At 50.3% G+C, this 20,444-nt stretch carries 19 protein-coding genes; 18 read left to right on the top strand and 1 reads right to left on the bottom strand.

The features are described 5' to 3' along the window. Positions 1–212 precede the first annotated feature (212 nt). The 5 genes from grpE to ACSTTG_RS02845 all read left to right on the top strand — a co-directional run bounded on the left by grpE (position 213) and on the right by ACSTTG_RS02845 (position 6,612). Positions 213–830 carry a nucleotide exchange factor GrpE gene (gene grpE, locus ACSTTG_RS02865; protein WP_438473729.1) on the top strand — a complete coding sequence of 206 codons (618 nt, stop codon included), beginning with the start codon at positions 213–215 and terminating at the stop codon, positions 828–830. 430 nt (positions 831–1,260) lie between these two features. Continuing rightward, a complete protein-coding gene (gene dnaK, locus ACSTTG_RS02860; protein WP_438458921.1) occupies positions 1,261–3,171 on the top strand; it encodes a molecular chaperone DnaK in 1,911 nt (636 codons plus the stop codon). 212 nt (positions 3,172–3,383) lie between these two features. Continuing rightward, positions 3,384–4,526, top strand: a complete 1,143-nt coding sequence (gene dnaJ, locus ACSTTG_RS02855) for a molecular chaperone DnaJ (protein ID WP_438458920.1) — start codon at positions 3,384–3,386, stop codon at positions 4,524–4,526. 258 nt (positions 4,527–4,784) lie between these two features. Continuing rightward, positions 4,785–5,840 carry a DNA polymerase IV gene (gene dinB / locus ACSTTG_RS02850; protein ID WP_438473728.1) on the top strand — a complete coding sequence of 352 codons (1,056 nt, stop codon included), beginning with the start codon at positions 4,785–4,787 and terminating at the stop codon, positions 5,838–5,840. A gap of 31 nt (positions 5,841–5,871) precedes the next feature. Continuing rightward, positions 5,872–6,612, top strand: a complete 741-nt coding sequence (locus ACSTTG_RS02845; protein WP_438473727.1) for a DUF2884 family protein — start codon at positions 5,872–5,874, stop codon at positions 6,610–6,612. A 176-nt stretch (positions 6,613–6,788) separates the two neighbouring features. Here ACSTTG_RS02845 and ACSTTG_RS02840 read toward each other — a convergent pair whose 3' ends face one another. Continuing rightward, entirely contained in the window at positions 6,789–8,261 is a 1,473-nt protein-coding gene (locus ACSTTG_RS02840; protein WP_438458917.1) for an aminoacyl-histidine dipeptidase, read from the bottom strand. Positions 8,262–8,695: 434 nt separating this feature from the next. Here ACSTTG_RS02840 and vcdP point away from each other — a divergent pair, with 434 nt between their 5' ends. From vcdP to nusB, 13 genes are all read left to right on the top strand, one after another. Further along, positions 8,696–8,782 (top strand): small protein VcdP, encoded by an 87-nt coding sequence (vcdP, locus tag ACSTTG_RS24235; protein ID WP_497583696.1) that lies wholly within the window; start codon positions 8,696–8,698, stop codon positions 8,780–8,782. Positions 8,783–9,433: 651 nt separating this feature from the next. Further along, complete coding sequence (locus tag ACSTTG_RS02835) at positions 9,434–10,723, top strand: NCS2 family permease (RefSeq protein WP_438458916.1); 1,290 nt, start codon at positions 9,434–9,436, stop codon at positions 10,721–10,723. A gap of 27 nt (positions 10,724–10,750) precedes the next feature. Continuing rightward, positions 10,751–11,215 carry a xanthine phosphoribosyltransferase gene (gene gpt, locus ACSTTG_RS02830; protein WP_438458915.1) on the top strand — a complete coding sequence of 155 codons (465 nt, stop codon included), beginning with the start codon at positions 10,751–10,753 and terminating at the stop codon, positions 11,213–11,215. A gap of 105 nt (positions 11,216–11,320) precedes the next feature. Then, a complete protein-coding gene (gene frsA, locus ACSTTG_RS02825) occupies positions 11,321–12,607 on the top strand; it encodes an esterase FrsA (RefSeq protein WP_438473909.1) in 1,287 nt (428 codons plus the stop codon). Between the two features lie 86 nt (positions 12,608–12,693). Continuing rightward, on the top strand, positions 12,694–13,080 hold the full coding sequence (gene crl / locus ACSTTG_RS02820; RefSeq protein ID WP_438473726.1) for a sigma factor-binding protein Crl: 387 nt from the start codon (positions 12,694–12,696) through the stop codon (positions 13,078–13,080). A gap of 119 nt (positions 13,081–13,199) precedes the next feature. Next, positions 13,200–14,342, top strand: coding sequence for a glutamate 5-kinase (gene proB, locus ACSTTG_RS02815; RefSeq protein ID WP_438473725.1), 1,143 nt, complete (start codon positions 13,200–13,202; stop codon positions 14,340–14,342). 17 nt (positions 14,343–14,359) lie between these two features. Beyond that, positions 14,360–15,610 (top strand): glutamate-5-semialdehyde dehydrogenase, encoded by a 1,251-nt coding sequence (locus ACSTTG_RS02810; protein ID WP_438473724.1) that lies wholly within the window; start codon positions 14,360–14,362, stop codon positions 15,608–15,610. Between the two features lie 106 nt (positions 15,611–15,716). Then, positions 15,717–16,166 (top strand): transcriptional regulator NrdR, encoded by a 450-nt coding sequence (gene nrdR / locus ACSTTG_RS02805; protein WP_438458911.1) that lies wholly within the window; start codon positions 15,717–15,719, stop codon positions 16,164–16,166. An 11-nt stretch (positions 16,167–16,177) separates the two neighbouring features. Next, the gene (ribD, locus tag ACSTTG_RS02800) at positions 16,178–17,284 is read left to right on the top strand and encodes a bifunctional diaminohydroxyphosphoribosylaminopyrimidine deaminase/5-amino-6-(5-phosphoribosylamino)uracil reductase RibD (protein WP_438473723.1); all 1,107 of its coding nucleotides are present in this window, start codon (positions 16,178–16,180) and stop codon (positions 17,282–17,284) included. A 32-nt stretch (positions 17,285–17,316) separates the two neighbouring features. Further along, entirely contained in the window at positions 17,317–17,970 is a 654-nt protein-coding gene (locus ACSTTG_RS02795) for a riboflavin synthase (RefSeq protein WP_438458909.1), read from the top strand. A gap of 27 nt (positions 17,971–17,997) precedes the next feature. Then, entirely contained in the window at positions 17,998–19,107 is a 1,110-nt protein-coding gene (gene ribBA / locus ACSTTG_RS02790; protein ID WP_438473722.1) for a bifunctional 3,4-dihydroxy-2-butanone-4-phosphate synthase/GTP cyclohydrolase II, read from the top strand. A 199-nt stretch (positions 19,108–19,306) separates the two neighbouring features. Beyond that, positions 19,307–19,777, top strand: a complete 471-nt coding sequence (gene ribH / locus ACSTTG_RS02785) for a 6,7-dimethyl-8-ribityllumazine synthase (RefSeq protein ID WP_438458907.1) — start codon at positions 19,307–19,309, stop codon at positions 19,775–19,777. Further along, entirely contained in the window at positions 19,777–20,247 is a 471-nt protein-coding gene (gene nusB, locus ACSTTG_RS02780) for a transcription antitermination factor NusB (protein WP_438458906.1), read from the top strand. The genes ribH and nusB overlap by 1 nt, the downstream gene beginning before the upstream one ends. Positions 20,248–20,444 lie beyond the last annotated feature (197 nt).

The following is a 20,444-nucleotide window of genomic DNA, read 5'->3' as shown; positions in this document are numbered from 1 at the left end:
GTCAGCCAAGGTTCAATCGGTGATTTTTGCGAGCTGGCAGGTTTATTCGGCACTCGATTATCCATTATCCGAGGCGAAAGCCTTGAAACAGGGCTCATCATCCCCATAATAGTGGCAAGTTACCCTTATACGCGAATTTTTATGTCGTGACGCGGCGGGGCAATCGCATCCAAGGCGGCGTCATGCGTGAATCGTTGAATTCTGGAGACATCATGAGCAACGAAGAAAACAAAGTAAATGAAGAAGAGCTAAAGCAGCAGGCTGCTGAGCAGGAAGTTGAATCAGAGGTTGTTGGTAGCGACGCTGATATCGAATGGAACGAAGAGAGCGCAGAAGAGGTTGAGCTAGACGAGACCGAAGCCAAGATCGCTCAGCTAGAAGCTGCACTGCTTTCAAGCGAAGCCAAAGTACAAGAGCAAAAAGACTCAGTACTGCGCGCAAAAGCAGAAGTTGAGAACATGCGTCGCCGCACCGAGACTGAAATTGACAAAGCGCGTAAGTACGCTTTGAACAAGTTCGCTGAAGAGCTGCTACCAGTTATCGATAACCTAGAGCGCGCTATCCAAGCGGCTGACACAGAAAACGAAGCTGTGAAACCAATCCTGGAAGGTGTTGAGCTAACGCACAAGACATTCGTTGATACGGTAGCCAAGTTTGGTCTGAAAGAGATCAACCCAGAAGGCGAGAAGTTCAACCCAGAACTTCACCAAGCGATGTCTATCCAAGAAAGCCCAGACCACGAATCAAACACCGTTATGTTCGTCATGCAAAAAGGCTACGAACTCAACGGCCGCGTGGTTCGCCCTGCTATGGTTATGGTCGCGAAATAGTCACACCATTTAAGTGATTGAGAAGGAGAGAGGTTTTGCCTCTCTCTTTTTGTTTTTAGAGGCGAGAATCGAGAGGCGAGACCGCTAACGCGCGAGGGGTGGGCGCTTTGAAGTATGAGCCAGATTATTAGCTTTCATGTTCGTTTTTCTTTTGTTTTATCTAAACGAAATTTGGCACGAAAAAGCTCCAACAACTACGAAACCACCTCGCCTCTCGCCTCTCGATTCTCGCCTCTGCGGGGTTTTAACCGCTAAAATTAATTTTTTTTCGATCCAACCCTTGAAAACCCCGCTGAAGGCCTTATCTATGGTGCATACGAGAAACAAACATCTTAGTTTTTGTTTGTTATTAGGGGTTGAAACCCAATTCTCCATCCCCACATATGGGGATATAACCAAACGAAAATAGAATTTATTCGGAGATAGCCTGATGGGTAAAATCATTGGTATTGACTTAGGTACTACTAACTCTTGTGTTGCTGTTCTAGACGGTGACAAGCCACGCGTAATCGAGAACGCGGAAGGCGAGCGTACAACAGCATCAGTAATTGCATACACAGATGGTGAGACGCTGGTAGGTCAACCTGCAAAACGTCAAGCGGTTACTAACCCAACCAACACGCTATTTGCAATTAAGCGTCTAATCGGTCGTCGTTTTGAAGACGAAGAAGTACAACGCGACATCGAAATCATGCCTTTCAACATTGTGAAAGCGGACAACGGTGATGCTTGGGTTGAAGCACAAGGCCAAAAAATGGCGGCTCCTCAGGTTTCTGCTGAAGTACTGAAGAAAATGAAGAAAACTGCTGAAGACTTCCTTGGTGAGGAAGTAACTGGCGCAGTTATCACAGTACCTGCTTACTTTAACGATGCTCAGCGTCAAGCAACTAAAGATGCTGGCCGTATCGCAGGTCTAGAAGTTAAGCGTATCATCAACGAACCAACAGCGGCGGCTCTAGCATACGGTCTAGACAAGTCAGGCGGCGATCGCACTATCGCGGTTTACGACCTTGGTGGTGGTACATTCGATATCTCTATCATCGAGATCGACGAAGTTGAAGGCGAGAAGACCTTTGAAGTATTGGCGACTAACGGTGACACGCACCTTGGTGGTGAAGACTTCGATAACCGCATGATCAACTACCTAGTTGAAGAGTTCCAGAAAGAGCAAGGTATCGATCTTAAGAACGATCCTCTAGCGATGCAGCGTGTGAAAGAAGCAGCAGAAAAAGCGAAGATTGAGCTTTCTTCTACTACTCAAACTGACGTAAACCTACCTTACGTAACTGCAGACGCGACGGGTCCTAAGCACATGAACATCAAGGTGACACGTGCGAAGCTAGAATCTCTAGTTGAAGACCTAGTACAACGCTCTCTTGAGCCACTAAAAGTTGCTCTAGCAGACTCTGACCTATCAGTTAACGACATCACTGACGTTATCCTTGTAGGTGGTCAGACTCGTATGCCTATGGTTCAAGCGAAAGTGGCTGAGTTCTTCGGTAAAGAAGCGCGCCGCGACGTTAACCCTGACGAAGCAGTAGCAATGGGTGCTGCAGTTCAAGGTGGTGTACTAGCGGGTGACGTGAAAGACGTACTGCTTCTTGACGTAACTCCACTGTCTCTAGGTATCGAGACAATGGGCGGCGTAATGACTAAGCTGGTTGAGAAGAACACCACTATCCCAACCAAAGCGAACCAAGTTTTCTCTACTGCAGAAGACAACCAGAACGCGGTAACTATCCACGTTCTACAGGGTGAGCGTAAGCAAGCGACTTACAACAAGTCTCTAGGTCAATTCAACCTAGAAGGCATCCAGCCTGCTCCTCGTGGCATGCCACAAATTGAAGTGACTTTCGACCTTGATGCGGATGGTATCCTGCACGTATCTGCGAAAGACAAGTCGACTGGCAAAGAGCAGAAGATCACTATCCAAGCATCTGGTGGTCTAAGCGACGAAGACATCGAGAAAATGGTTCAAGAAGCGGAAGCGAACAAAGAAGCGGACAAGAAGTTCGAAGAGCTAGCGACTGCACGTAACCAAGCTGACCAAATGATTCACGGTACTCAGAAGCAGGTAGAAGAAGCGGGTGACGCTCTACCAGCAGAAGAGAAAGAGAAGATTGAAGCAGCAATCAAAGAGCTTGAAGAAGCGAAAGGCGGCGACGACAAAGAAGCTATCGATGCGAAAGTTCAAGCGCTAATGACAGCAGCTCAGAAGCTAATGGAAATCGCTCAGCAACAAGCTCAAGCGGCTCAAGGCGCTGAAGCAGGTGCAGAGCAGCCACAGCAAGACGACGTTGTTGATGCTGAGTTCGAAGAAGTTAAAGAAGACAAGAAGTAATTCTTGATTCATAAGTGTTAACTTTTTAATCTTGCGGGCGTTTGGGGAGACTCATACGCCCGTATGTTTGTTGATAACCTTGTCGCTCTAGCTAAACCCTTTGCCTTAATCTATTGATAACTAAGTGCAAAAGCTTTTAGCTAGAACGATACAAACACCAGACGGTGTGGGCTTTCCCACTGTTTGCAGTAACAAATTTGGTGACGAAGAACATGTCAAAACGTGATTTTTACGAAGTATTAGGCGTTGGCCGTGATGCATCAGAGCGCGATATTAAGAAGGCGTACAAGCGCCTAGCGATGAAATTCCACCCGGATCGCAACCAGGGTGATGAGTCTGCTGCTGAAAAGTTTAAAGAAGTAAAAGAAGCGTATGAGATCCTGCTTGATCCACAGAAGAAAGCAGCGTACGACCAATACGGCCATGCGGCATTTGAGCAAGGCGGTATGGGCGGCGGCGGCTTCGGTGGCGGCGGTGCTGATTTCGGTGACATCTTTGGTGATGTATTTGGTGATATCTTCGGTGGCGGCCGTGGTCGCGGTGGTCAGCAGCGTGCACAGCGTGGTGCCGATCTGCGTTACAACATGGAGCTATCGCTAGAAGAAGCGGTACGTGGCGTTTCGAAAGAGATTGAAGTGCCAACCCTAGTTCACTGTGATACCTGTGATGGCAGCGGCGCGAAGAAAGGCTCTAAGCCTGAGACGTGTGGCACCTGTCATGGTCACGGCCAAGTGCAGATGCGCCAAGGCTTCTTTGCAGTACAACAGACCTGTCCTACCTGTCACGGTAAAGGCAAGATCATTAAAGACCCTTGTAACGAGTGTCACGGTCAAGGTCGCAAGCAGAAGACTAAGACGCTTAACGTTAAGATCCCAGCGGGCGTGGATACCGGCGATCGCATCCGTCTCTCTGGCGAGGGCGAAGCGGGTGAAATGGGCGCACCAGCAGGCGATCTATATGTTCAAGTGCACGTGCGCGAGCACCACATCTTTGAGCGCGATGGCAACAACCTGTACTGTGAAGTGCCAGTGAGCTTTGCGATGGCTGCACTAGGTGGTGAGGTTGAAGTCCCAACTCTTGATGGTCGCGTGAACCTGAAAGTGCCAACCGAAACCCAAACCGGTCGCATGTTCCGTATGCGCGGTAAAGGCGTGAAAGGCGTTCGTGGCGGCGGTGTAGGCGATCTGATTGTCAAGCTAGTGGTAGAGACACCTGTGAACCTAAGTTCACGTCAAAAAGAATTGCTGAAAGAGTTTGAAGAGTCTTGTGGCGGCGATGCGGCGACTAAGCACAAGCCAAAGGCTGAGGGTTTCTTCAATGGCGTGAAGAAGTTCTTTGATGATTTGACTAGCTAATTTTAGCGTTACTCAATTCTTAAAAATGCCAGCACTCAGTGCTGGCATTTTTTTTTGTAAATTGCTTCATAGGAGCTGCAGTTGTCAGTCTTGAGATCTAGGATTTCAATGATAAGTTCGTTTTGTATGTCAGGTATGAAGGCAGCTAGAGGCGTTGCTCTGGGGAAAATATACTGTTAATCTGTACAGTGTTTTATACTAACTCTAAAGCTGTTTTTCTTGAGTATCCTTTGCTGAGGCTCGTAAAGATCCAACCCCATGACCAGAAAAATCATTCATATCGATCTTGACTGTTACTATGCGGCGGTTGAGATGAGAGACAATCCAGAGCTGCGTGATATTCCGCTGGCGATCGGCGGCTCACAAGATAGGCGTGGCGTTATCTCGACGTGTAATTATATCGCGCGCAAATTCGGTGTTCGTTCGGCCATGGCCACGGCGCATGCGCTTAAGCTGTGCCCGAACCTGACCGTGATCCCTGGTGATATGGCCAAATACAAGGCGGTATCACGCCAAATCCATGCTATTTTCTCTCGTTATACGGACTTAATTGAGCCGCTTTCTCTCGATGAGGCCTATCTTGATGTGACAGATTCGACGCTATTTCGCGGCTCCGCCACTCTGATTGCCGAGGATATCCGTAAGGCGATAGAGACAGAGCTCAACCTGACCGCCAGTGCGGGGGTGGCACCGATTAAGTTTGTCGCTAAGGTCGCATCGGATGTGAATAAGCCTAATGGAATCTGTGTTGTTTCCCCGGAGAAGTTACAGGGGTTTATTGATGATCTGCCCTTAGAGCGCATCCCAGGGGTAGGCAAAGTATCTCTCGAGAAACTTCACAAGGCGGGGCTGTATAAGTGTCGGGATGTGACCGCGCGCGGCCAGGCGGAGGTGATCCGTCAGTTTGGGCGTCTTGGCGCCTCGCTGTGGAATCGCAGCCATGGGATCGATCGCCGCTCAGTTGAGACCCATCGTGAGCGTAAGTCGGTTGGGGTTGAGCGCACCTTAGTCACCGACATTTTTGACTATCAGCAGTGCTGGACCCTGATTGAAGAGACCCTGTTTCCCGAGCTTGAGCGCCGCCTGGCACGCCACAGCGAGCACGGCGCGATCGCCAAGCAGGGTATCAAGCTCAAGTTCGCTGATTTTCAGCTCACTACGATTGAGCATCAACATAATCAGATTGATCTGCAGGACTTTAAGCCGCTGCTCAAGGAGATCCTCGAGCGTCAAAAAGGGCGAGGCATCCGCTTGATAGGTCTGAATGTGACACTCAAACCTCAGGCTGACACACAGCAACTGTCTTTGATCTAGTCTTGGGTTTAAGTAATAAGGAGAGCAGACAATGAAAGGAAAACAATGGGCGCTGCTACTGATGGTGCCAAGCTTGGCCGCAGCGCAGTGTCGAGTGGATATTAATAACGAGGTGCACATTAAGGGTGATACGCTTGAGATAGTGCAGTCGGATACACACAAGTTGGTGGTCGATGGTGACGATCAGTTAGCGGTTGAAGGGGAAATATTGCCTTTGACACCGGAGCAGCGCCAAGCTTTGAGTGATTACAAGCAGCGCCTGTCTGAGTATGGGCCGAAGGTGAAACAGCTGACTGATGATGGGTTAGCCATGGCATTAGAGGTGGTGGATGAGGTAGCGCAGGCGCTCGATGATCCCGACGCCTTTGATAACCTTAAAAGCTCGATGAGTGAGTACTTTGCAGGCTTAGAGCAGCGCTATTACAGTGAGGGTGAGTATTCACTACCTAAGGTGGAGTACGATGATTTTATCGCTCAGTGGCAGGAAGAGTTGGATAAAGCCAAAGCCCTGTTTACCAGCGAGTTCTTCAGCGATGCGTTCACGGCAATGTCGGAGAAGATGCAGCTTGAGGGCGGGATCAACCTGACTCAGATGGCTGAAGAGATGGGTGAGTTGAAAGATAAGCTTGAGGCACGACTGAAGGCGCATCGTGAGCAGTTGCGTGAGGATCAGAAGGCTTTGTGTGAAGAGCTTGAGGGGCTGAAAGAGGATGAGGAAGCCTTGCACCTTAAGATCCCGCAGTTGGAGAATTATCGCGTGTTTACGATTTAGCAGTTTGCGGGATAGAGGCGAGAGTCTTTAAACGAGAAGCGAGAGTCGAGAATCGAGAGGCGAGGGGTTTTGAGCACTTTGATAGTATAGGTGTTTAAAACCGGGCTTTTTGGTTGGAAATCGAAGATCTGACAAGGCAGAGCGGGGGCTCTGCCTTGGTTAGCTTTGGGTGATGGTTAGGCTTTGGCTGGGATGGCGGCTAGGAGGGCGACCATTTGTTGCCAGAATAGGTCGACGGTGTCGATCTTGACCTTTTCATCTGGTGAGTGTGGGAACTTGATGGTTGGGCCGAAAGAGACCATGTCCATCTCTGGGTAAGGCTTCTTAAACAGGCCGCACTCAAGACCGGCGTGGATGACCATGATATTTGGTTTGTTGCCGTAGATGTCTTGGTACATGTCACGGAAGATGGCCATGATCTGTGAGTCTGCGTCTGGCTTCCAGCCAGGGTAGGCGCCGCCGAAGGTCATCGTCGCGCCTGCCAGCTCTGCCACTGAGTTAAGTGTCCCCTCAACCTGCTCGCGACCTGAGTCAATCAATGAGCGGATCAGGCACAAGACGGTGATCTTGTCACCTTCGGTAGTGATCACACCAACGTTGAGTGACGTCTCAACCACACCCTCAATCTCGTCGCTCATACGAACCACGCCATTTGGACAGGCGTTTAGCGCGGCAACGAAGCGGGCTTGGTCAGCAACAGACAGGACTTGTTGCGTGGTTTCTAGCGTTTCATTGAAGCTGACGATGTCGGTTTCAACGCGGCCAAGCTCTTGCGATAGCAGCGCGGTGTAAGCATCAAAGCGCTCAGCCAATGGCGCTTGGTTTTCAGCAGGCAGCGCAACAGTGATAAAGGCTTCGCGTGGAATCGCGTTGCGCAGGCTGCCGCCACGGAACTCAATCAGGCGCAGGTCTAGCTCACCAGCGTGCGCAGCAAGAAAGCGTGCGATCAGCTTGTTGGCATTGCCGCGACCGGTGTGGATATCACAGCCAGAGTGGCCGCCCTTCAGGCCTTTTAGTGTTAGCTGACGCGTTACAAAGCCAGCAGGTAGCGCTTCACGTTGAATATCAAAAGTCATCGCACCGTCGATACCGCCAGCGCAGCCCATGTACACCTCACCCTCTTGCTCGGAGTCGGTGTTGAGCAGGATATCGCCCTCAAGCCAACCTGACTCAAGGCCGAAAGCACCGGTCATGCCAGCTTCTTCGTCGATAGTCAGTAGTACCTCAATTGGACCATGAGCAATATTATCCGCGTCAAGCACTGCTAGGCAGGATGCCATACCGATACCGTTATCAGCACCCAGTGTGGTGCCATCAGCGGTTAGCCATTCACCATCGATGTACGGGCGAATAGGGTCGGTCTCGAAGTTGTGCTGAGTGTCTTCATTTTTCTGCGGCACCATATCGATGTGCGCTTGCAGAACCACGCCTTTACGATCTTCCATGCCCGGTGTCGCGGGCTTTTTAATGAATACATTGCCGGTTTGGTCGCGTTTGACCTCAAGGCCTTTACCCGTTGCCCACTCAACAATGTGCTGGGCTAGCGCCTCTTCGTGCTTAGACGGGTGAGGGATCGAGCAGATAGTCGCAAAGAAAGGCCAAATCGGGTTATTGGTCTGGGTTTGAATCTGAGTGAGGAAGTCTGTCACGGTGTGCTCCTTAAAAGACTGGATAGGGGAGTGTTAGCAACCTTGGTTTTTATTCACAGCGGTACGTTGATTTGGCAGCCACGAGCCATATGGACAGCTATGAGCTGAATTAATGGTTGAATACACTGAGCTTTACTTTGGGGTTAGCATATCACTCTAGCTGTAGCTGTCCAACTCTCGCATGCACTGCCAGAGCATTGGGCAGGCTGAAAAGTGTCACTTTGTGTAATTTACTTACATAAAACAAAATTATGGCGACTTATTAAGCAAATTTACACTTTTGCGCTGAGTTTTGATTGTAATAAATTTTCAAAATGATATATTTGATCCCGTTGCTTAGGCAGCGAAAAATGCTCACAGGACGAGCCCGATTTATCGCCTCCAAGGAACCAAGAAATCAGTTGCTTTAAACGATTGATTTATAGGTGATAGCGATGAAAGGTTTATCTTTTGCAATGTTTTGGAACAACAAGGGCGTTTATTCCGCTAACTTTGCATACCCAACAAGCTTTGGATTCTAAGCTTGTTACTCGAACATCTTGTTCACCCCCGATTTTTTTAGAAATTTATTACAACCTACGTTTAGGTTGAAAGATTCTACCGCCACTCGTTTTTTTACGAGTGGCGTTTTTTTTATCCCCCTTTGGGGGAGAGTCGAGAGGCGAGATCGCGTTGCTGCGAGAGGCGAGGGGGGCCTGCGCGCGCATTCCACCAATTGTACCTACCCAACCAGTTTTGAATTTCTACCGGTGAATTCAAATATCTTGCTCCTTCCCTTTAGGGCAGACGGGAAGCGAGATCGCGGCGCTGCGAGAGACGAGAAACTCACAGCGCGCTGATAACAACCTCGCTTCTCGCCTCTCGACTCTCGCTTCTGCTCTTAAGTTGGTATTTTTATCAATGTAATCCTTTGCATTTGCGTGCTAGAGGTTTGGATATTTTCCAATGGTATGTTTTTTGCGCATTGCTTGTTTATCGAATTATTAAAATAAATAGATGAATTTAATGGTAATTATTTGTCTTTATGACTTTTGTGCGCAAATGTTTTATTGATAAATATTAAGTTTTCTTTACTTAAAATTGTTTTGGCGGTGGAATTTGCAATTTGATGACTTTATAATTCGCACAATCGTTTACGCAACCGTTTACTTTTCCGATAAAGGATAAATAAAATGCTCGAAAAGCTATTTAAACTCAGTGAAAATGGCACCAATGTGCGCACCGAGGTTATTGCAGGTATCACGACCTTCTTGACCATGGCGTACATCATTTTTGTTAACCCAGCAATCCTGGCTGACGCGGGCATGGACCGTGGTGCAGTCTTCGTGGCGACCTGTTTGGCTGCGGCGATTGGCTGTTTCATCATGGGCTTTATTGCTAACTACCCAATCGCGCAAGCGCCGGGTATGGGGCTGAACGCCTTCTTTACCTATGCGGTTGTCCTAGGTATGGGCTACACCTGGCAGGTTGCTCTGGCTGCGGTGTTTGTCTCGGGTATCCTATTTATCCTTCTTAGTGTGTTTAAGGTGCGTGAGTGGATCATCAACTCGATCCCACTGTCGCTGCGCACGGGTATCTCTGCCGGTATCGGTCTATTTTTGGCGTTTATCGCGCTAAAAAATGCCGGTATTGTGGTTGATAACCCAGCGACTCTAGTTCAATTGGGTGATATCACCTCAGTTCAATCGGCGCTGGCTGCATTTGGCTTCTTCTTGACGATTGCATTGGTGCATCGCGGCTTTAAAGGTGCGGTAATGATCGCCATCCTAGCGGTGACGCTACTGGGTATTATCGTTGGTGACGTTTCGTGGGGCGGCATTATGTCCACGCCACCAAGCATCGCACCGACCTTCATGCAGCTTGATTTCTCTGCTGTGTTTGAAGTGGGTATGATCTCGGTTGTGTTTGCGTTCTTGTTCGTTGACCTGTTCGATACGGCGGGCACCCTGGTTGGCGTGACACAAAAAGCTAACCTAATGGACAAAGATGGCAAGATCCCACGCCTAAACCGCGCACTATTGGCTGACTCTACTGCAACGTCTATCGGTGCGGTACTGGGTACCTCAAGCACCACCTCTTACATCGAGAGTGCGTCTGGTGTGGCTGCGGGCGGCCGTACTGGTCTGACGGCTGTGGTTGTGGGTGTGTTGTTCCTGCTTGCACTATTCTTCTCGCCATTGGCTGGTATGATCCCAGCTTACGCAACTGCAGGCGCACTGTTCTACGTTGCGATTCTTATGATGTCAGGTCTTGTGAGCGTTGATTGGCGCGACCTGACTGAAGCAGCACCCGTTGTGGTGACTTGCTTGCTAATGCCACTAACTTTTTCCATTGCGGAAGGTATTACGCTAGGCTTTATTTCGTACGCTGTGATCAAGACCATGAGTGGCAAAGGCCGCGATGTGTCAATCAGCGTATGGGTTATGTCGGCAATCTTCGTTGTGAAATACATCGTTGGTTAACACCACAGTAAATATTAGGTTTGAATAATGAGTAATAAATTCATCATCACTTGGGACAACATGCAGAACTACTGTCGTCAACTGGCTGAAAAGCAGATGCCAGCTGAGCAGTGGAAAGGCATTATCGGCGTAAGCCGCGGTGGTCTAGTTCCGGCTGCGATCCTAGCGCGTGAGCTGGGCATTCGTTACGTAGATACAGTGTGTATCTCAAGCTACGATCACGACCATCAGCGTGACATGAGCGTACTAAAAGCGCCTGAGCACGACGGTGAAGGTTTCCTAATCGTTGATGATTTGGTCGACAGTGGTGACACCGCGCGCAAGATCCGCGAGATGTACCCGAAAGCGAAACTCATTACGGTATGCGCTAAGCCTGCAGGTGCTGAGCTGGTTGATGAGTACATTGTTGACATTCCACAAGACACGTGGATTGAGCAGCCTTGGGATATGACTATCCAGTACATCGAGCCAATCAACCGTAAGCACAAGTAATCTTACATTGATAGTTTGAAACAAAAAGCTCTGCGTCCAGCGGAGCTTTTTTTTTGAGGAGAATGTACTATGGTTGCTAGTATTTAGATGAGTATTCTCTCCATTATGTCCAAAGATCCTCAGCAACCTGCTAGCGCGGGTGAAGAACAAAAATCCTCAACCAACAACCTTTCTGAGAAGCTGTTTACCCAGCATAAGCAAGCCAAAGAGACATCAGGCCTGACTAACTACCTGCCTAATGATCAGCAGTGGCTTGATGAGCGTCATGAGTCTGAGCAGGCGAGCTGGTATCGCAGCTTGCGCCGCATGCAGTGGATTTGGCAGGGGGTTGACCCGGTTGACTTAGAGGAAGTGTTGGCAAGGATCGCCAGTTCAACCCACTCACGCACCAACGATGATTGGTTGGATACCGTGATGGGTTATCGCTCGGGTAACTGGGCCTATGAGTGGACCAAACTTGGTGCACGCTATCAAAAACAAGCCGCTGACCTTGACGGGGAGCAGAGCGCGGATCGCTACTTTGCCGCCTCCCTGTGTTATTCCATCGCTGGCTACCCACATCTAAAAAACGACAACTTGTCGCTGCAAGCTCAGGTGCTGGCGAACACGGCGTATGACGAGGGCGCGAAAGCGACCAGTAACTATATCCGCACGATTAAGATCCCGTTTAAAAAGCGTGAGATTGAGGCGCGCCTGCACGTGCCGCACACTCAAGAGCCGTTTCCGGTTGTGGTAGTGAGCGCCGGTCTGGACTCTTTGCAGACTGACCTGTGGCGTTTGTACCGTGATTACCTGCGCCCGCGTGGGATCGGCATGGTCACTGTGGATATGCCGTCAGTAGGCAGCTCAAGCCACTGGACCCTGAGTGAAGACAGCTCAGAGATCCATAAGGCAGTGGTCGAGCACCTACCGAACCTCCCATGGGTTGCGCACAACCGTGTTGGTCTGCTCGGTTTTCGTTTTGGTGGCAATGCGATGGTGCGCTTGTCGTTCCTCGAGCAAGAGAAAGTACGTGCCTGTGTGTCTTTAGGGGCGCCAATCCACAAGGTATTATCCTCGCCAGAGAGCATCAAGGCGATGCCGAAGGTGTATCTGGATATGCTGGCGTCACGCCTGGGTAAGACCATGGTGGATATCTCTTCGCTGAGCTTTTTTATGATGAAGTGGTCGCTCAAAGTGCAAGGCATTATCAATACCCGTCGCACCAAGGTGCCGATTTTGGCCATTAGCATGGAAAACGATCCTATCTGCCCGGCTTCTGATAATCAGCTGGTGGCGATGTACAGCCTGGGTGGTAAGGCCAAGACAGTGAAATCGGCTAATATTTCTCAGGGTTATGAACAATCACTCGAAATGGCGATAAAATGGCTAGAAAATGAACTTTTGAAGTGACTTTGTTGTGAAATTGTTGAATGATAGTTAAGTAACAGGATGTTACAGACTGGCATATACAACAATAAAAGGCAGAGGAGTTCTCAATGTCTGAAGTGACAAAAGGCCCAACTCATTATCGTTTGCTTTCTACGTTTAAGGCCATTGGACCTTACCTCAGAGAGCAAGAGTGTACTAAGCAACAGTTCTTATTTGATTGTCTCGCTGCGTGTGTTGATGACGCTAAATCACCTGAAGAGCGCGAGTTCTGGGGTTGGTGGCTGACGCTCAGTGTCGAGGAAGGGAGTTTCGTCGCCAAATATCACAAAGGGCGTTACACCCTCGCAGGTGAATGGAAGGAAGAGGCGGTGCCGGCGAAGGCCGAATCCGAGGTCAGCCGTACTCAGGCAAGCTTTCACACTAAGCTGATTGAGGCGCTGGACAAGTTCTCACTTGAAGTGACGCTCGATGAAGAATCCCACGTATTTGTTTAATTGATTGTGTTGATTTAACTGAAAAAGGTGCCAATGGCACCTTTTTCTTGTTTATTGGTGGATTGATTGTTAAAACAATGAGTCCACCAATAAACAGTGATTGATGTGAATTAAACATTATGAAATCGACGCAGCAGCAACAGATTGCTGAAAACAAACAGACGATTGTCGTCAAACTGGGTACCAGTGTCCTTACCGGGGGCACACAAGCGCTGGATCGCGCTCATATGGTAGAGTTGGTTCGCCAATGCGCACAGCTGAAGCAGCAAGGCCACCAAGTGGTTTTGGTCTCTTCTGGCGCGATTGCCGCAGGTCGTGAGCACCTGAATTACCCCAAACTCCCCAATGCGATGGCAACCAAGCAACTGTTGGCTGCTGTCGGTCAGAGTCAATTGATCCAAACTTGGGAGGCCTTGTTTGGCATCTATGGCATCAAGATTGGTCAGATGCTGCTGACACGCGCCGATTTAGAGGATCGCGAGCGCTTTCTTAATGCACGTGACACCATCCAGGCGCTAGTCGAAAACGATATCGTGCCGGTGGTTAACGAAAATGATGCGGTCGCGACAACTGAGATCAAGGTCGGGGACAACGATAACCTCTCCGCTTTGGTCGGCATTCTATGCAGCGCAGACAAGCTGCTACTTCTCACTGACCAAACCGGGCTGTTTACCGCCGATCCACGCAAAGACCCGAACGCCGAACTGATCAAAGAGGTCAAGACCATTGATGCCACGCTGCGCGAGATTGCTGGTGGCAGTGGCACCAACCTGGGTACTGGCGGGATGGCTACTAAACTGCAGGCCGCCGATGTTGCCCGCCGCGCGGGCATCGAGGTGATCATCGCCGCAGGCAGTGCGCCGAATGTAGTTTTTGACGCGCTGAGTGATGAGCCGCATGGCACCCGTTTCTTGCCTTGTACCGAGGCTCTGGAGAATCGCAAGCGCTGGATCTTAGCCGGTCCCTCAGCCACTGGCGATATCGTTATCGACCAAGGGGCCGTCAAGGCACTCAGTGATACTGGCAGTAGCCTGCTGGCGAAAGGCGTCACCCGTATCAGCGGCACTTTCTCACGTGGTGATGTTGCGCAGGTGGTGAGTGCGCAGGGTGAGCTGGTTGCGAAGGGGATTGTCAGCTATTCAAGCCAAGACCTAGGTAAGTTGATTGGCAAACACAGTAAAGATTTTATCTCGATTCTTGGCTACGACTACGGTGCAGAAGTGATCCACCGTGATGATCTGGTCTTGATTCAGGAACAGTAAATTTAAGGATTACCAGTATGGATTTAACCATCATGGGCCAAGCGGCCAAACAAGCGGCCTTTGAACTGGCGACGGCATCAACCCAGCAGAAAAACCGGGCATTGGCCCTGATCGCCGATGAGCTGGAAGCCAATGAAGCGACCATCTTGGCAGCCAATGGCAAGGATATCGCACTGGGGCGCGAGGCAGGTCTCAGTGAGGCCCTGCTTGATCGTTTGCTACTAAACTCCGATCGCCTTCAGGCTATCGCTAACGATGTGCGCAATGTGATCAGCCTAAACGACCCAGTAGGCAGTGAGATCGACAGCAAGGTGCTTGAGAACGGTATGTCACTGGCCCGTCGCCGCGTGCCGCTGGGTGTGGTTGGCGTGATTTATGAAGCCAGACCCAATGTGACGATTGATATCGCGGCATTGTGCCTGAAAACCGGCAACGCAAGCATCTTGCGTGGCGGTAAAGAGACCTTCTTCTCTAATATGGAGTTGGTTAAGATCATTCAATCAGCCCTAGCCAAAGCGGAGCTGCCAGCCGCATCGGTGCAGTACATCGAAAAGCCGGATCGCGAGCTGGTTTCTCAGCTGCTCAAACTCGACGAGTATGTGGATATGATTATCCCACGTGGTGGAGCCGGCCTGCACAAGATGTGTAAAGAGAACAGCACCATTCCTGTCATCATTGGTGGGTTTGGTATCAGCCATATCTTTGTTGATGAGAGCGCCGATATTGATAAGTCGCTGCTGGTGGTTGAGAACTCAAAGGTGCAGCGTCCATCGGCGTGTAACTCGCTAGATACGCTGCTTGTGCATCAGAGTGTGGCAGCCGAGCTGCTACCAAAGCTAGCAAATAAGCTCTCTGAGCGCGTGGCGTTTGTTGCCGATGGCTCGGTGGGGGATCTATTGGCAGCAGCAAAAGATGTACGTGAGGCGCAAGCCGGAGACTTTGATACTGAGTGGTTAAGCTATACCCTTGGCGTTAAGGTGGTGCAGGATGTGCACGCGGCGATCGACCATATGCGTGAGCATAATGCCAGTCACTCGGATGCGATCATGACCAACTCGCTGCAAAATGCTGAACGGTTTATCAACTCGGTGGGCTCTGCCGCGGTGTATGTCAATGCCTCGACGCGCTTTACCGATGGCGCACAATTTGGTCTTGGCGCGGAAGTGGCGGTATCCACTCAGAAGCTGCACGCACGCGGCCCAATGGGGCTCGAAGAGCTGACCAGCTACAAGTGGGTGGGTAAAGCCGACTATCTAGCACGTAGCTAAGTCACAAACTTATCGCTTACGGCGAAATAAAGGGACCACTCGGTCCCTTTTTCTTTTCCTCGCGCGGGCAATTCCGCTACACTAGACCGGTTAATTCGGAGGTGATATGCATTGTCCTTTTTGCTCAGAAAACGATACTAAGGTGATCGATTCACGCTTAGTTGCTGATGGCCATCAAGTGCGCCGTCGCCGCCAGTGTTTGGCGTGCAGTGAGCGATTTACCACATTCGAGACCGCGGAGTTGGTGATGCCCAAAATCATCAAGACCAACGGGAATCGTGAACCTTTTAATGAAGATAAGATGGTCGGTGGGTTACAGCGTGCGCTAGAGAAGCGCCCCGTACCGGCCGATGCCGTTGAGCTGGCGATCAGCATGATTAAGTCTAAGCTGCGCGCTACCGGTGAGCGCGAAGTGCCGAGCGAAATGGTCGGAAACTTGGTGATGGAGCAGCTCAAGGAATTGGATAAGGTTGCCTACATTCGATTCGCTTCTGTGTATCGTAGTTTTGAAGATATTCGCGAGTTTGGTGAAGAGATCGCTAAGCTCGAAGATTAAGGAGCGAGGGAATGATCCCTTTTACGTCATTAGACTATGACATGATGAGCCGCGCCATCAAGCTTGCTTGGCGTGGTCGCTTCACTACCGCACCCAACCCCAATGTTGGCTGCGTGATTGTTAAAGACGGCGTGATTGTCGGTGAGGGCTATCATCAACGCGCCGGTGAGCCGCATGCCGAGGTGCATGCGATGCGCGCAGCGGGTGAGAAGGCCAAAGGGGCGACTGCCTACGTCACACTCGAGCCATGCTCTCACTTTGGCCGCACGCCACCGTGCGCTAAGGGGTTGATAGAAGCGGGTATTGCGAAGGTGGTTTGCGCCATGGCAGACCCGAACCCTCAAGTCGGGGGGCGCGGCTTTCAAATGCTCCAAGATGCCGGTGTTGAGGTGTTGGTGGGCCTTCTCGAGCATGAAGCTGAGCAAATCAATCGCGCTTTTCTCAAGCGAATGAGAACAGGTCTTCCCTTTGTACAGCTCAAGATGGCCGCCAGTCTGGATGGTCAAACCGCACTGGCCAATGGAGTCAGCCAATGGATCACCGGCAGTAAAGCGCGCCGAGATGTCCAGCGTTACCGCGCTCAGGCGGGGGCGATCCTCTCTACTAGCCAGACCGTGATTGCCGATAACGCGTCACTTAATGTGCGCGCTTCTGAGCTTGATGCCGAAACGCTGAAAACCATCGAACCACAGCCACTGCGCCAGCCACTGCGTGTGATCCTTGATCGCCAAGCCAGCCTAACCCAAGAGCTCAAACTGTTTGATGCCGAGGGTGAGTTGTTGGTATTAACCGCGCAGCACCAAGCGCTGCTGAGCGATGGACGTTTTGACCTTGAGAGGGTGTGTCGTTATCTTGCTAAAGAGCATAACATTAACCACCTGTGGGTAGAGGCGGGCGCAACCCTTGCTAGTGGCTTTATTCAGGCTGATTTGGTCGATGAGCTAATCGTCTATTTAGCGCCTAAGATTATGGGAAGTGATGGACGCGGTCTGTTTGGCGCATTAGGCCTTGAGCAGATGAGCGAGACCATTGAGCTTGATTTTAGCGACGTACGCCTAGTTGGCGACGATCTGCGCATTGTGGCGCGGCCCCGACAAGCCGGGTCAAAAACCGCATAGCCTAAACCAAACAGATAGAAGAAAGAAGCAGGATGTTTACAGGAATTATTGAAGCTGTTGGGACGCTGACAGCGATCCAGCAGAAAGGTGAAGATATCAGCATCACCGTTGAGGTGGGCAAGCTGGATATGACCGATGTCAAACTCGGTGATAGCATTGCCACCAATGGCGTGTGTTTAACCGTTACGCACCGCTCAGAGAGCAGCTACAGCGCTGATTTATCGGTTGAAACCTTAAAAAAAACCGGCTTTGTCGATTACCAAGTTGGTGGTAAGGTCAACCTAGAAAAGGCGATGCTGCCGACCACCCGCTTTGGTGGTCATATCGTCTCTGGCCACGTTGATGGCGTGGGCACAATTGTCGAGCGCACGCCTTCAGGTCGCGCGATTGACCTATGGGTTGAGATGCCTGCAGAGCTTGAAAAGTACGTCGCCGAAAAAGGCTCAATCACGGTTGATGGCATCAGCTTAACCGTTAATGACGTGCGCGATAAGGCCTTTAAGCTGACGATTATTCCACATACCTCAGACGAGACCACGATTGAAGAGTTTCAGGTCGGGCGCAAGGTCAACCTTGAGGTGGATGTGCTCGCACGCTATATGGAGCGCCTGATGAGCAAGCAGGCTAGCGAGCAACCACAATCACGCCTGACCATGGAATTCCTACAACAAAATGGCTTTGCATAAGCCAACAAACAATAAAGGGTAGATAAGATGCCGATTAGCACGCCGCAAGAAATCATTGAAGATATTCGTTTGGGTAAAATGGTTATCCTGATGGATGACGAAGACCGCGAGAATGAGGGTGACCTGATCATGGCCGCCGAGCACATTACGCCAGAATCAATTAACTTTATGGCGACGCATGGCCGTGGCTTGATCTGTCTGACCATGACTCAAGAGCGCTGTCGTCGCTTAGGCCTGCCACCGATGGTGCAAGACAACAATGCTCAGTATACCACTAACTTTACGGTTTCAATCGAGGCGGCTGAGGGCGTAACGACGGGCATTTCAGCGGCAGACCGCGCACGCACTGTGCAAGCGGCAGTGGCAAAGGACGCGAAAGCGGCGGACCTAGTTCAGCCTGGTCACATCTTCCCTCTATCAGCACAAGACGGCGGCGTACTGACGCGCGCTGGCCATACAGAAGCAGGCTGCGACCTTGCGCGCCTAGCAGGCTGCGAGCCAGCCTCTGTGATTGTTGAGATCCTCAATGACGACGGCACCATGGCGCGTCGCCCTGATCTCGAAGTATTCGCAGAGAAGCACGACATCAAGCTTGGTACGATCGCGGACTTGATTGAATATCGTAACAACACTGAAACGACCATCGAACGCGTGGCGACTTGCCGCCTGCCAACCGAGTTTGGTGAGTTTGAGCTGGTGACCTACCGCGATACTATCGATAATGAAGTGCACTACGCGATGTGTAAAGGCGACTTGACTGGCGAGCCACCATTGGTGCGCGTGCACCTACTGGATGTGTTTACCGACTTGTTGCATAGCGATCGTAATGCAGAGCGCAGTTGGTCTCTCGATCAAGCGATGCAACGCATTGGCGAAGAAGGTGGTGTTTTGGTGGTCTTGGGCCACGAAGAATCAACCGACCTGCTTATCCACCGCGTGAAGATGTTTGAAGCGCAGGATAAGGGCGAAGCACCTACCTTGGCGAAGAAGCAAGGCACTTCCCGTCGCGTGGGTGTGGGCTCACAGATTCTGGCGGATCTCGGTGTGCATGATATGCGCCTGCTATCGTCAACCAACAAGAAATACCATGCGTTAGGTGGCTTTGGCCTCAACGTGGTTGAGTACGTTTGCGAATAATCTGAAATTAAATCTGGCTGACGACGCGCGGTAATAACCAAGTGACGACTATACTAGTGTCTATTAGGTTAATTTAAGCCGTCGTCGACCGTTATCCAATCTGTATTCGCCGGACACCAATTTTCCATTAGATATGTGTCACAAATTTGTGCTAGAATCCGGCGATTCTCACTTGATGAATGTAGTTAAAGGAAGGCTTATGAAAGTGATCGAGGGTGGTTTCCCTGCACCAAAGGCAAATATTGCTATCGTTATTTCTCGTTTTAACAGCTTTATTAACGAAAGCTTACTCTCTGGTGCTATCGACACTTTAAAGCGTCATGGACAAGTTAGCGAAGACAACATTACCGTAGTTCGTTGTCCAGGTGCTGTAGAGCTACCATTGGTAGCGCAACGTGTGGCAAAAACCGGTAAATTTGACGCTATCGTATCGCTAGGTACGGTGATCCGTGGTGGTACACCACACTTTGACTATGTTTGCAGTGAATGTAACAAAGGTCTAGCTCAAGTATCTCTAGAGTACAGCCTGCCAGTGGCATTTGGCGTACTGACTGTAGATACTATTGACCAAGCCATTGAGCGCGCGGGAACCAAGGCGGGTAATAAAGGTGCAGAGGCTGCACTAAGCGCACTTGAAATGATTAACGTTCTTTCAGAAATCGATTCCTAATGGGGGCCAGTGTGAAACCAGCCGCACGTCGTAATGCACGTCAATTTGCTCTACAAGCAATTTATTCTTGGCAAATTACAAAAGAAAATATTGCTAACATCGAAGAGCAATTCTTATCAGGTGGTAAATATGAGGAAGAGGAGCACCACGCCTCTGAGCCAGCGCTGTCTGCACCTGAAACTGACGTGGCATACTTCCGTGATCTTCTGACTGGTGTCGTACTGAGTCACAACGAACTGGACAGCAAGATCCGTCCGTACACTTCTCGTCCAATGCAAGATCTAGACATGATGGAACTTGCGCTGCTACGTTTGGCTATGTACGAAATGACACGCCGTGAAGATGTGCCATTCAAAGTCGTGATCAACGAAGCCATCGAACTGGCGAAAGTGTTTGGTTCAGAAGAGAGCCACAAGTTCGTCAACGGTGTACTTGATAAAGCCGCACCGCACGTTCGTAAGAAGAAGTAATTCCTCGTTTTTGAGGTTGTAGTTGATAAAAGGCCAGTGGGTAGTTCCGCTGGCCTTTTTTATTCCTGTTGGGAAGAGTCGAGAGGCGGGATCGGGCTTTGCCCTGCGAGCGGCGAGGGGAGCGCGCTGTACTGTCTGGTGAAAAAACAGACTTCTTAAGTATTTTCAATCATCCGTATGAAAAAGGGTTGACACTG

Source organism: Vibrio glycogenivorans, assembly GCF_051660965.1.
Lineage (GTDB): Bacteria > Pseudomonadota > Gammaproteobacteria > Enterobacterales > Vibrionaceae > Vibrio.
This window is presented reverse-complemented; position numbering and strand designations above follow the sequence as displayed.